Source organism: Halotia branconii CENA392 (genome assembly GCF_029953635.1).
Lineage (GTDB): Bacteria > Cyanobacteriota > Cyanobacteriia > Cyanobacteriales > Nostocaceae > Halotia > Halotia branconii.
In genome coordinates this window covers 5,979,521-5,992,195 of record NZ_CP124543.1, presented here as the reverse complement: position 1 = coordinate 5,992,195, position 12,675 = coordinate 5,979,521, and the positions used below count along the sequence as shown (strand labels likewise).

At 41.7% G+C, this 12,675-nt stretch carries 14 protein-coding genes and 1 pseudogene; 9 read left to right on the top strand and 6 right to left on the bottom strand.

Annotated features, from left to right (window positions below; all coding sequences use genetic code 11):
* The first annotated feature begins 19 nt into the window (after positions 1-19).
* The 3 genes from QI031_RS26275 (at position 20) to QI031_RS26265 (ending at position 1,555) form a co-directional block, all read left to right on the top strand.
* Complete coding sequence (locus QI031_RS26275; protein WP_281482519.1) at positions 20-742, top strand: DevA family ABC transporter ATP-binding protein; 723 nt, start codon at positions 20-22, stop codon at positions 740-742.
* A 171-nt stretch (positions 743-913) separates the two neighbouring features.
* A complete protein-coding gene (locus QI031_RS26270; RefSeq protein WP_281482518.1) occupies positions 914-1,189 on the top strand; it encodes a hypothetical protein in 276 nt (91 codons plus the stop codon).
* Positions 1,190-1,318: 129 nt separating this feature from the next.
* The gene (locus QI031_RS26265) at positions 1,319-1,555 is read left to right on the top strand and encodes a hypothetical protein (protein WP_281486185.1); all 237 of its coding nucleotides are present in this window, start codon (positions 1,319-1,321) and stop codon (positions 1,553-1,555) included.
* A 12-nt stretch (positions 1,556-1,567) separates the two neighbouring features.
* Here QI031_RS26265 and QI031_RS26260 read toward each other — a convergent pair.
* A pseudogene (locus QI031_RS26260) lies at positions 1,568-1,732 on the bottom strand (AMIN domain-containing protein); the annotation flags it as partial.
* Positions 1,733-1,840: 108 nt separating this feature from the next.
* Here QI031_RS26260 and QI031_RS26255 point away from each other — a divergent pair.
* The gene (locus QI031_RS26255) at positions 1,841-4,336 is read left to right on the top strand and encodes a GH116 family glycosyl hydrolase (RefSeq protein ID WP_281482517.1); all 2,496 of its coding nucleotides are present in this window, start codon (positions 1,841-1,843) and stop codon (positions 4,334-4,336) included.
* Positions 4,337-4,432: 96 nt separating this feature from the next.
* Here the strand turns inward: QI031_RS26255 and QI031_RS26250 are convergent, their stop codons facing one another.
* A complete protein-coding gene (locus QI031_RS26250; RefSeq protein WP_281482516.1) occupies positions 4,433-4,630 on the bottom strand; it encodes a hypothetical protein in 198 nt (65 codons plus the stop codon).
* A 183-nt stretch (positions 4,631-4,813) separates the two neighbouring features.
* On the opposite strand from QI031_RS26250, the gene QI031_RS26245 reads away from it, so the two are divergent.
* The 4 genes from QI031_RS26245 to gshB all read left to right on the top strand — a co-directional run bounded on the left by QI031_RS26245 (position 4,814) and on the right by gshB (position 8,720).
* On the top strand, positions 4,814-5,761 hold the full coding sequence (locus tag QI031_RS26245) for an aldo/keto reductase (RefSeq protein ID WP_281482515.1): 948 nt from the start codon (positions 4,814-4,816) through the stop codon (positions 5,759-5,761).
* Between the two features lie 239 nt (positions 5,762-6,000).
* Positions 6,001-6,963: a PEP-CTERM sorting domain-containing protein gene (locus tag QI031_RS26240; protein ID WP_281482514.1), complete on the top strand. Its 963-nt coding sequence runs from the start codon at positions 6,001-6,003 to the stop codon at positions 6,961-6,963.
* A gap of 390 nt (positions 6,964-7,353) precedes the next feature.
* Positions 7,354-7,623 carry a glutaredoxin 3 gene (grxC, locus tag QI031_RS26235; RefSeq protein ID WP_281482513.1) on the top strand — a complete coding sequence of 90 codons (270 nt, stop codon included), beginning with the start codon at positions 7,354-7,356 and terminating at the stop codon, positions 7,621-7,623.
* Between the two features lie 116 nt (positions 7,624-7,739).
* Positions 7,740-8,720 (top strand): glutathione synthase, encoded by a 981-nt coding sequence (gene gshB / locus QI031_RS26230; protein WP_281482512.1) that lies wholly within the window; start codon positions 7,740-7,742, stop codon positions 8,718-8,720.
* 5 nt (positions 8,721-8,725) lie between these two features.
* Here the strand turns inward: gshB and QI031_RS26225 are convergent, their stop codons facing one another.
* A complete protein-coding gene (locus tag QI031_RS26225) occupies positions 8,726-9,106 on the bottom strand; it encodes a metal-sensing transcriptional repressor (protein WP_281482511.1) in 381 nt (126 codons plus the stop codon).
* Positions 9,107-9,429: 323 nt separating this feature from the next.
* Here QI031_RS26225 and QI031_RS26220 point away from each other — a divergent pair, with 323 nt between their 5' ends.
* The gene (locus QI031_RS26220; RefSeq protein WP_281482510.1) at positions 9,430-10,641 is read left to right on the top strand and encodes an HhoA/HhoB/HtrA family serine endopeptidase; all 1,212 of its coding nucleotides are present in this window, start codon (positions 9,430-9,432) and stop codon (positions 10,639-10,641) included.
* A gap of 388 nt (positions 10,642-11,029) precedes the next feature.
* On the opposite strand, the gene QI031_RS26215 is transcribed toward QI031_RS26220, so the two are convergent.
* The 3 genes from QI031_RS26215 to QI031_RS26205 all read right to left on the bottom strand — a co-directional run bounded on the left by QI031_RS26215 (position 11,030) and on the right by QI031_RS26205 (position 12,412).
* Positions 11,030-11,539, bottom strand: coding sequence for a universal stress protein (locus tag QI031_RS26215; protein WP_281482509.1), 510 nt, complete (start codon positions 11,537-11,539; stop codon positions 11,030-11,032).
* Positions 11,540-11,772: 233 nt separating this feature from the next.
* Positions 11,773-12,162, bottom strand: coding sequence for a type II toxin-antitoxin system VapC family toxin (locus QI031_RS26210; RefSeq protein WP_281482508.1), 390 nt, complete (start codon positions 12,160-12,162; stop codon positions 11,773-11,775).
* Positions 12,149-12,412 (bottom strand): AbrB/MazE/SpoVT family DNA-binding domain-containing protein, encoded by a 264-nt coding sequence (locus QI031_RS26205; protein ID WP_281482507.1) that lies wholly within the window; start codon positions 12,410-12,412, stop codon positions 12,149-12,151. The genes QI031_RS26210 and QI031_RS26205 overlap by 14 nt, the downstream gene beginning before the upstream one ends.
* Positions 12,413-12,675 lie beyond the last annotated feature (263 nt).

The window sequence follows — 12,675 nt, the reverse complement described above, 5'->3', positions numbered from 1 at the left end:
TGCCCCAAGATAATTACTTATGGAAACTCCTTATTCTTCTAAATCTGTTATATCTATCGAAAATCTTGACCATTATTTTGGTAAAGGTCAACTCTGTAAGCAGGTTTTATTTAATATTAATCTCACCATTAATGCAGGTGAAATTGTGATTATGACTGGCCCTTCTGGTTCGGGGAAAACTACACTATTAACCTTAGTAGGAGGTTTACGTTCTGCTCAATCTGGTAGTTTGCAGGTATTGAATAGACAACTTTGTGGTGCTAAGAATGGTCAATTGACACAGGCGCGACGTAATAACGGTTATATTTTTCAAGCCCATAACTTACACGGTAGCTTAACAGCAATTCAGAACGTGCGTATGGCTTTAGAAGTACTACCGAAAATTTCGCCCTCAGAAATGCTAGAGCGATCGCAAGCAATGTTACAAGCAGTAGGATTAGGAGAACGCCTCAATTACTATCCAGATAACTTATCAGGTGGACAAAAACAGCGAGTAGCGATCGCTCGTGCCTTAGTCAGTCAACCTAAAATTGTTTTAGCAGATGAACCCACCGCCGCCCTCGATAAACAATCTGGACGCGATGTTGTAGAAATCATGCAGAAACTAGCAAAAGAACAAGGCTGTACGATTTTGCTTGTTACCCACGATAATCGTATTTTAGATATTGCCGACCGAATTGTTTACATGGAAGATGGCCATCTCATTAGAAACGGTGTAGGTACAATGGCTATGAACGAATGACACTAGGAAAAGCTAAAATACTTGTGGTTTGAGCCGAATACGTGAATAGTAAATTTCGAGTTCGGATAATAGCAGGTAAGCAGGTGAAGGGTGTAGTAACTCTATAACATTTGCGATGGCTTTAAACTAAGATCGCAGTTGTATTGGATATAGCAGGGAGAATGGTTTAGGATGGCAAAGTTAACCGTTGATATTCCCGACGAATTGGTGAGTCAGGTCAAATCTGCGGGGTATTCTGTTGAGACAATTCTGCTCAAGGCGTTAACTCAGTATTTGGCACATAGTTTAGTACCCCGAAGTATTACGGAAACTCGCACTTGGCAACTGTGTGGGCGCTTTACTGTTTCTGAAGTTGCATCAACAGATATATTGTCTGAAAATACCAATAAAACAGAGACTACTAACTATGCTGAACAGGTTGATGATGCTCTCTATCAGGGGTTCTGATGGCTCAAGTTTTGATGGATACCTCTGCGCTAATTGCATTTTTTGTTCAATCAGAAAAACATCATCTTGTGGATTATCTTATCGTCAGTGTTTGATGAAACTGTGACTTGGTTAAGACTGAGGGTTTCAGTGCAAGCCTCTCTGGAAATTGGTCATGTGTTACGGCAAGAGCATATTTATCTAGCATTGTCTGAGGTAGAGGATAATGCCACGTGGGAAGCCTTTTGTCGCTACGAGGACAAGTTGTGGAGTTATACCGACTGTTCATTGTTAGTAATGGCTAAACGCTTGGAAGTTTCGGAAGTTGTTTCGTTTGATCAGCATATTCGGCAAATGGCTGGACTTGGGATTGTTTGTTTGCCCTGAAATCTGGCGAATTATAGATGCATTTAGAGTACCAGCAATAGGTTTTTCTGAATGAAATGTGAACGCATCACCACTAGATAAACGCAGTTGAGCATTGGGAATATCAGCAATAAAGTTGCTCCCCTCACTACGATTTGTGATTTGCAGTTGTTGTGCTTGAGTGGTTTGTAAAATCACTTAAAGCTATCCAAAAGTTATTGTTATGCAAATAGCACGTTTTACTTGAGAAAAATCGCACATCGCGTTAAGCTTCCTTAGCGTAACCGCACGCTGTAAAATTAGGCGATGACAAATCAGCTCTCGTCCGTAATTCCCCCTTGCACTTGGAGCCGTCCCATCGGTTTAGGCTGGGACAAACCCTATACAGTCCGCTACGCTAGCAATATTGATGATGGCCCCTGGCATGGTATGCCTTTAGGGGGCTTTGGTGCAGGTTGCATCGGTCGTTCTTCACGGGGAGACTTTAATCTGTGGCATATTGACGGCGGTGAACATACCTTCAAAAATATTCCTGCTTGTCAGTTTAGTGTATTTGAGTCTGATGGCACATCGTCTATTGCCTACGCTTTGTCTACCCAAGCGCCGGATGATGGTAGTCTGCAAACTTGGCAATGGTATCCAGAAAATACAGGTACATATCACGCTTTATACCCGCGTAGTTGGTTTGTCTACGAAAATGTTTTCCAAGCAAAGTTAACTTGTGAGCAGTTTTCGCCAATCTGGGAAAACAATTATCAAGAAACTAGTTACCCTGTGGCGGTATTTCTCTGGAATGCTCATAACCCCACAGATCAAGCCATTACTCTCAGTATTATGCTCACTTGGCAAAATATGGTGGGTTGGTTTACGAATGCCCTCAAGTCTCCCCAGGTAAAGATTCGGGATGATGGTAGTCCTGTTTACGAATATCAGCCGCGCTTGGGTGAGAGTCAAAATAATTACAATGAATTAGTTGAAAATAATCAACAAATTGGTTGTGTTTTAAAACGAGTTGCTAGTGATGCACCAATACAAGAAGGGGATGGCAGTTGGTGTATTGCCACCTTGAAACATCCCCAAGTGGAAGTATTTCATCATACGCGCTGGGATCCTGACGGTGATGGTGGAGATGTCTGGGAAAGCTTTGCTAAAAATGGTGCTTTACCCAATTACACAGATGCTACACCAGCATCAGAAGATACCCAGCTAGGAACTGCGATCGCAGTGCATTTCACTCTTCAACCAGGAGAAACTCTCGAAATTCCCTTTGTTTTGTCTTGGGATTTCCCTGTGACAGAATTTGCTGCCGGGATTAATTGTTACCGTAGATATACAGATTTTTTTGGTCGCGATTGTAACAATGCTTGGGCGATCGCTACTACTGCACTACAAGAATATCAAAATTGGCGATCGCAAATTCAAACTTGGCAACAGCCGATTTTAGAACGGCAAGATTTACCCGACTGGTTGAAAATGGCGCTGTTTAATGAGCTATACGACCTCACCAGCGGCGGTACTCTTTGGAGTGCAGCATCGAAGTTAGACCCCATCGGTCAATTTGCAGTGCTAGAGTGCCTAGATTATCGCTGGTATGAAAGTTTAGATGTGCGATTATATGGCTCTTTTGCCTTGCTGATGCTGTTCCCAGAACTAGAAAAGTCGGTGATACGGGCATTTGCACGGGCAATTCCCCACAGTGACAATCATCAGCGAGTGATTGGTTATTACTACACAATTGGGGCAGACACTACAACAGCCGCGCGTAAAATTGCAGGTGCAACACCGCATGATTTAGGCGCACCAAATGAACATGTCTGGGAGAAAACCAATTACACCTGTTATCAAGACTGCAATTTATGGAAGGATTTAGGCAGCGATTTTGTGTTGCAAGTATACCGAGATTTTCTGCTTACGGGTGCTGAAGATGTGGATTTTCTTGCAGATTGCTGGCCGGCGATTGTGCAGACTTTAAATTATCTCAAGACTTTTGATCAAGATGGCGATGGGATTCCCGAAAATTCCGGCGCACCAGATCAAACCTTTGATGATTGGCGGTTACAGGGCGTAAGTGCTTATTGTGGTGGGTTGTGGTTAGCAGCGCTACAAGCTGCGATCGCAATTAGTGATATTTTATTAACGAACCGCAGAGAGAAGTTGCGTGCGGGGGTTCCCCCCGTTGAGCAAACTTCTCCTATCGGAGACGCTGCGCGAACGGTGGGCGCAGAGAACACAGAGACAAATCTTGGCGAATTTGGCGATTTGGCGGTTCAAAAATCTACTTACGAGACTTGGTTAAAACAATCTCGCCCTATCTACGAAGAAAAACTTTGGAATGGTCAATATTACCGCTTGGATAGTGAAAGCGGTTCGGATGTAGTGATGGCAGATCAATTATGTGGGCAATTTTACGCCCGATTATTAAGTTTACCAGATATTGTATCGAGCGATCGCGCTTTGTCTGCTTTAAAGACTGTTTATGATGCTTGCTTCCTCAAATTCTCTAATGGCCAATTTGGTGCAGCAAATGGAGTTCGTCCCGACGGTTCACCAGAAAATCCGCAAGCTACTCATCCTTTGGAAGTTTGGACAGGAATCAACTTTGGGCTGGCAGCTTTTCTAGTACAAATGGAAATGAAGGATGAAGCATTGAGATTAACGCAAGCTGTAGTACAGCAAATCTACGACAATGGGCTACAATTCCGCACACCCGAAGCGATTACCGCATCTGGTACTTTCCGTGCCAGTACTTATCTGCGGGCTATGGCGATTTGGGGAATTTATTTAGTTTGGAATAGGGCATAGGGCATAGGGCATAGGGCATAGGGGATGGGGCATGGGTAAAAGTATTCTCCCTACTCCTGTTCCTAGTTCTTGAAATTAATCACTATCAGTCAGGACTTACGCAACTGGCACAATGCGATCGCCAGTAGCTAGTACATGGGTATTAGTTAAATCTGATTCCGAAAGCCTTGTATTCGTAATAGAAGCCGATGTATTGGAGGCAAAGCACGAAAGATTCATGAGAAAATAGGTAGCGGTTGTATTAGATAAATGTTGCTTACGGTAATGAGATTTACTAAGCTTGATTACTGCCAATACTTATTAAGTAGTCAGATTAATTAAATGTTGTAAATGCAATGTTTTAACTGTATTTTTATGTATATATAGAAATCCGGTTTGATTTCTGATTGAACTATGGTGTTGAATCTCCATCCACACTTTTATCTGTAACGCTACACTAAAAAAGCAAAGAAATGTAAATGTATAGATATTGCAATCGTGGAAACAATCACATTAGGCAAAAATGGCCCGACTGTTCCACCCCTATGTATGGGTACTTGGGCTTGGGGTGATAAACTTTTTTGGAACTATGGCGATCGCTACGGTTCAGAACAGTTACAAGCAGCTTTTACGGCAGCCTTAGAAGCTGGTATTACCTTCTTTGATACTGCTGAAGTTTACGGAATGGGAAAGAGTGAACAATTTTTGGGACAATTCATGCAGCAAGCACAAAAGCCTGTGCAAATTGCCACGAAATTTAGCCCTTTACCGTGGCGATTCACGAGTCAATCTGTTGCTGATGCCTTAACTAACAGCCTCAAACGTTTACAAGTAGAGCAGATAGCTTTATATCAAGTGCATTGGCCGTTTGCTTTCTTCTTAAGTCAAGAAACTTTGATGAATGCTCTTGCAGATGAAGTGAAACGAGGCAGAATTGCCGCAGTCGGAGTGAGTAATTATTCAGCGGAGCAAATGCGAGACGCGCATCAAATATTGGCAGATCGTGGAGTGCCATTGGCTGTCAATCAAGTCCGTTATTCTTTACTCAGTCGCCAAGTTGAAAGCAAGAATATTCTGGCAACTGCTCGTGAATTGGGCGTAACCATTTTGGCATACAGCCCTCTAGCTCAAGGACTGCTTACAGGCAAATATACCCCTGAAGGTGCTGAAATTCCTAGCGGTGCTAGGAAAATAGACCCAAAATTTAAGAAAGAAGGCTTGCAAAAAATTGTACCGATAATATCTTTACTACGCAGTTTAGGAGAAAAATACGATCGCACCCCGGCTCAAGTTGCGCTCAATTGGTTGATTGCTCAGGGGAACGTTATTCCCATTGCTGGGGTGAAAACAGCCGAACATGTGCGTCAGAATGCAGGTGCTTTGGGTTGGAGATTAAGTGATGATGAAATTACGGAGTTAGAAAGAATTAGTCGCCCCTGGCTATAGTCTTTTCAAATACTGAAACATTATGGAATCACAGTTTAAAACTGTGAGTTTCCAAAGAAACTACTTAATTACAGTATTTATACTAATAAATCAACAATTTTTTATCTAAATAAACCAATAAATAAAGATATGAATAAAACGCTAAAAAATAGCAGACGTTTAGCAAATGCAAGTAGACAATTGGATTTGTAATTAACAAATAGTTCCGCAGGGAACGGCTATTATTTAGTACATCACCTATGGCAAAAGCATTTTCTATTCGGCTGGGATCTTCTTTATTAGTAGCTGCGGGTGTAGCTGTCGCTACATCTTCCTTAAACCCTGCCAATGCCGCCTCTATGAGTTTCACCGCTACTAACTTTACAGGCGACCCGTTACAAGTTAGATATACTCTCGATGACACAGTGGCTGGTGCTGGAAAAGTTCAATTTAAAGTGGAGTTTTTAACTGACTCAACATATAAAAATATTGGCGATATCCGCGGAGTCTTCTTCAACATTAAAGATAACTCCCTTCTATCTAGTCTCCAAGTTTTAGGTATAGACGGTACACCTATAACAGAAACTGACTATAGCACTACTGGAAAGCTTGAGAAGGTTGGTCAAGCTAATCTTAAGGGTGATGGAAATACCCACAAATTTGAATATGGTGTGGAAATTGGCACACAAGGTATAGGAAAGGGTGACGACTTTCAAACGGCAACTTTTGTTCTATCTAGCAGCAAAGCAGCTTTAACCCTTGATCAGTTTTTTAATCAAGACTTCGGTTTACGTGTAATGAGTGTAGGACTTCCTGGTTCTAGTCGTGAGGGCAGTAGCAAACTTGCAGGTGTATCTGCATCAGCAGCAACACCAGCGCCTGCTCCTGCTCCCGCACCAGCACCAGCGCCTGCTCCCGCACCAGCACCAGCGCCTGCACCAGCGCCAGCACCAGCACCAGCACCAGCACCAGCACCAGCACCAGCGCCTGCTCCTGCTCCTGCTCCTGCTCCCGCTCCCGCACCAGCACCTGCTCCCGCACCAGCGCCTGCTCCTGCTCCCGCACCTACGCCATCACCTACGACTTACTATGAACCACCTACTCCACCTGCACCTAAACCTGTACAAGTACCCGAACCTGGTACAGTAGCAGCTTTAAGCTTATTAGCTATGAGTGCATTTGGATTGAACAAGAAAAACAAAAAAGATATTCCACAGGCTTAAAAAATACCTGCTAAATTTTCATAGAAATCAAACATGGGCTTAGAGATGAATAAATACTTCTTACCCAAATTTTTGTAACTGGAATATCATCAGTTTGTTAAATTACAGGGTGCAAAAGCATAAAATATAATCAGGATGCCAGTTATAACCAAAATTTAAGAATCGATAGACTATTGATACTCCTTTCCTAAGCCCCAATTACTGAATGAGTTGAACTGAGGAACGAAACTCAGCCGACATGATTTTAGTAGTTGAACACCAGGAAGGGAGTAATTTTTATTTTTGACAACTATACTGAACCATTTCTACAGTTAAAAAAAACTGGATAAGCCGCTATGGTCAAGAGCAAAGATCTAAAATTAAAAAGTACTAAACCAAATTGAGGATGTTATGGCTGCCAAAGTAGAAATTTACACTTGGAGGACTTGCCCATTTTGCATTCGTGCCAAAGGTTTGCTCAAGCAAAAGGGAGTCGAATTTACCGAATACAGTGTTGATGGAGACGAAACTGCACGAGATAAAATGGCCCAGAGAGCTAATGGCAGACGCTCTGTACCACAAATTTTTATCAACGACGAGCATATTGGTGGTTGTGACGATATCTACGCATTAGACAGTCAAGGTGAGCTAGATGAGCTACTAGCTGCTAGCAACGTGTAGATTGAAAAAATATGGTGATTGCTTTTTCCTCTAAAAGCAATTGTGAATCGGTCTGGACATCAGGGGATAATCTAAATTGAATAATTCAAAATTCCCTGGTGATTGAGGCAAAAAGTGTGAAACTGGCTTTTATTATTGATCCTATCCATCAGCTCGACCCCTGTCATGATACTAGTGTTGCACTGATGGAAGCAGCACAAGCTCTAGGACATGAAATTTGGGTAACTCAGGCAAACCTGCTGAGTGTGGCAAATGGTAATGCTTGGGCTATATTACAGCAGGTAGAACTTGTACCAATACAGTTGGTGGAAGGACGTTGGGTAGCGGCAAATCCTTGGTACAAGTTAAGTGAGCTTTGTTTGACTCCTTTAGAAACAATGGATGCTGTCTTTATGCGGACAGACCCACCGATTAATGATTCGTACCTGTATGCGACTTATATTCTGGATTACGTTGACCAAAATAAAACTTTAGTAATTAACAGTCCTAGTGGTATTCGAGGGGCAAATGAAAAAATGTATGCCCTCCAGTTTACCGATGCAATTCCAGAAACGATAGTCAGTGCCGATAAGCAAGTTATTAGGCAATTTGTTGAAGCTAAGGGGATGACTATTCTTAAGCCACTAGGTAACAAAGCTGGCGAAGGAATTTTAGTTCTACAATCAGGCGATCGCAATTTTAACTCCATAATTGAGCTTAGTACCCTTCAAGGTCGAGTGCCAGTTATGGTGCAAACTTATCTTACAGAGGCCAAAGAGGGAGACAAGCGGATTATCTTACTCGATGGTGAACCAATTGGCGCGCTGAATCGCCTTTCTAGTGGCAGTGATTTTCGTAATAACATGGCCACAGGTGGTACGGTTGCTCGAACTAAAATCACCTCAAGAGAATCTGAAATTTGTACCCAATTAGCCGAAGAATTACGTAAAGACGGCTTGATTTTTGTAGGTATTGACGTAATCGGTGGCTACCTTACCGAAGTTAATGTTACTAGCCCTACCGGAATCCGCGAAATCGACCGATTAGATGGGACTCGTCTTGGTTATCAGGTTATTCAGTGGTTAGAACAGAATATAACAACCAAAAAACTCAAATAGATGAATTAAGGCAAAAATCGATCTAAAGCGGCTTTTAATTGGGCAATTTCAACTTCCATATTGCCTTCTTGAGCAGCTCTTGCAATACACTCAGTTAAATGTTCATCTAAAACGATTCTCGCCACTTTATCTAATGCGCCCCGTACAGCGGCAATTTGCAATAAAACATCAGGACAAGGGCTATTTTGCTGCACCATCGTTTTAATACCGCGAATGTGTCCTTCTATACGTGAAAGTCGATTAACGATTCGCCTTAAGGACTCTTCGCTATGGACGTGAGGATGAACCGATTCTCCATGTCCATGAGTATGATCTGTATGCTCATGACTGTGGGATTTTTCTACTTTCTCGACTATGGGCAAGGATTCTTGAGTTGATCCGTTCATGGGTTATTAAAGCACTGGTGGTACTAAGATCCTAGCCTAGAGGAGAATGGTTCAATAATGGTAATCAAAAATAGGGATTAGCTGAACTCATTGAAAATAGTAAAAACCGAACCTGGCAATGGTAAATCTCCATAATAGCTATGGGGCTAAATGTTCAATTACTTTTAATTACAGAGGCTTTGCAAAAGGTCTCAGCTCCAAACATTAGAGAGAAAGTAAAACGTCACAAGTCAGAGATTGTCATCGAAACTGTAAAAATAACCATAGATAGATAAATTCTTACGACTAAACAACAACTAGGTTTCTAAATTTAGGTTGTAATTATGCGATTTTCCAAAATACCCCGTTCTATACGTCGAGTCAGTTCTCATCTGTTAGCTATAATTTTAGGAGTGGCGCTAACCGTTAGCACTTTGCGGGTTTTACCCTCACTCGCAGAACCTGCACCTAATCCTGTGGTAGATACACCAGAGTTGATTGCTCAAAAACAATCGCCAGCAACTGCTGCTATAGGTAACACTAGCTTTGTCACAGCAGCTGTAAATCGTGTAGGTACAGCAGTAGTACGGATTGATACGGAGCGTACAATTTCTCGTCGAGTCGATCCATTTTTGGAAGATCCCTTTTTTCGTCGGTTTTTTGGTGAAGGCTTACCTCAACAGATGCCTTCTGAGCAATTACGCGGTTTAGGTTCTGGTTTTATTATTGACAAAGGTGGATTAATTCTTACCAATGCCCATGTAGTCGATAAAGCTGATAAGGTAACAGTCCGCCTCAAAGATGGCCGTAACTTTGAAGGTCAAGTTAAAGGCATTGATGAAGTAACAGATTTAGCGGTTGTAAAAATCAATGCTGGTAACGACTTGCCTGTTGCGCCTTTAGGTTCTTCTGATAACGTACAGGTAGGAGACTGGGCGATCGCAGTTGGTAATCCCTTAGGCTTCGATAATACCGTTACTTTGGGAATTGTTAGCACCCTCAAACGTTCTAGCGCTCAAGTTGGCATTTCTGACAAACGCTTAGACTTCATTCAAACCGACGCTGCAATTAACCCTGGTAATTCTGGCGGCCCGTTATTGAATGACCGAGGTGAAGTAATTGGGATTAATACCGCCATTCGTCCTGATGCTATGGGTATTGGTTTTGCTATTCCTATTGATAAAGCAAAAGCGATCGCATCTCAATTACAACGAGACGGAAAAGTTGCTCACCCCTATCTAGGAGTGCAAATGGTAACTTTAACGCCCCAGCTAGCAAAGCAAAATAATACTGATCCTAACTCTCCAATCCAAATACCAGAAGTCAACGGTGTAGTGGTGATTAGGGTTGTACCCAACTCCCCAGCTGCTACTGCTGGTGTGCGGCGTGGCGATGTCATTGTTCAAGTTGATGGCAAATCTATCACTAGCGCTGAACAGTTGCAAAACGTTGTAGAAGACAGTCGCCTTGGTCAAGTGTTGCAGGTGAAAGTGCAACGAGGTAGCCAAACACAGTCGCTTTCAGTCCGTACTGCTGAATTGCAAGGTGCTTCTTAGTTAATCTTGAGTTTTAATTATAGGGATACGATTTTACGTATCCCTAATTTTTTGTAGTTATAGTTACCTTTAAATTTTGAATGACCGTTGAATGCATCTGTTTCAAGTCTCTAGTGGTCTATCGCAAAAGTTTTGATAGGTTAATCAACTTTTCAATTTCTCTTGTTTCTCTCTTCCTTTGTGTACTTTGCGTCCTTGGCGGTTCGTTATTTTACCACTCAAAATAAATGCGATAGACCACTAGTAGTGTGTCCCATTAATTTTGCTGGGTTAATGTGAAAAAGTCCAGTTCTTTTCTCCCCCAAGACCTCACTGCCTCCCCTGCTTCCCCTGCTTCCCCTGCCTGCCTCCACCTGTCATTTTTGGGTTGACAGACCACTAGTGCATTTTAATGGTTTGCTGCTGTATCAATTATTTGTCCTTGGATTGCCAAAACTGAGCAATGAGCATGATGCAATACGTAATTACTGATACTACCTAGGAACAACTCACTAATTCCCGCACGACCTCTACGACCAACGATTATTAAATCCGCTGGCCAACTACTAGCTACATCACAAATGATGCGACCTGCATCACCTAAGTTTTGGGAAAAACCAGTTTTTACACCTGCATGAATTGCTGTATCAGCGAGCGATCGCAGCCAATCTAGTCTTTCTTTTCTTAGATCTTCCCACTCCTGGACATAGTTATAGCTATCCATCGGTGGAGTTTGTAAAGTAGGATAAATAGCATCTGGTTGTGTAAAAACAGGACTGATATAAGGATCTTCTAGGGGAGATAAAACATGCAGCAACATGACTTCAGCATTAGTTGCTTTTGCTAACAATATGCTTTGTTCAAAAACATGTTGATCCATTTCGGATCTATCTACTGCAACCAACATTTTGTGAAACATGTTTAAAATTCCTTCACTTATGGATAATATGGCAGTTTTTATTTGTGTTTAATTATATTTTCATCTATTCTCAAGCAGACTTTGAGAAAACCTTAATAAACTCATTTTATTTGTTGACGTTACAGTTTCAAACAACAATTTACTGAATTATCAATAAAAATGAGTAAGAACAATAATTATTTTTTTGATATCAAGGGATAATTTAGCTTTATTTTACAGGAGCGATCGCACTCTCAAGGTTTCTTAACTTCACATGATGTCAACCCATTGGCATTTTTGATTAATTTTTCATCAAAAGTATAAAAATAACTATGATGCTGGCTTTGAGCTAAATGAAAAGCATCTGCAAAACCCAACCCGTTTTTATGCCATTGTAATGCTTGAGCAACTAAGTTTGTGTTAACAAGATAAACATTAGGCAAGCCAAACAGTTTGCGTAAAGCTAAACATATCTCATTTGGTTTAAACTTATATGCAAATCTTAGTACCCATTCTGTTTCAAGAATTACTGTATCAGCTATAAAAACATCCTGAGTCTGAAAAATTTCTTGACTCTTTTGGTATTGCAATTCATCATCTTGAGTCAAAAGACGTACCACAATATTAGTATCAACTGCGACCATGCCATTCCTCTTGTATCCCTTGACTAATGGCATTGTCCATATCTTCAATTGTTTTTGCAACACTTGGAAACTTCAAACAGCCTGCAACATCACTTAAAGCAGTTTTAGCAAAAGGTTTTTTCGGCTTGAGAAGAATCCCATCACCAGTATCAATTAAAAGCAATTCCTGACCTGCTTCCCAACCGCAGGCTTTTCGCATCGCTTGAGGAATGATCACTTGTCCTTGGTCAGATACTCTTGTAGTTTCCATACCGTGAAAAAATTCAAATATTATTCTAGATTATCGCGTGTGCGTGAGCCACTAGTAGTCTGCCAAGAGAACTTTGCGGAGTTAATGTGAAAAAGTCCAGTTCTTTTCTCCCCCTGCTTCCCCTGCTTCCCCTGCCTGCCTCCACCTGTCATTTTTGGGTTGCCAGACTACTAGTACCGCTGCACGGAAGTCAAAAGTCAAGGGTAAGCAAAAAAACAAGGGAATGATTGGGAGAAAGACTCTTTCCCCAATTCTTCCCTTGC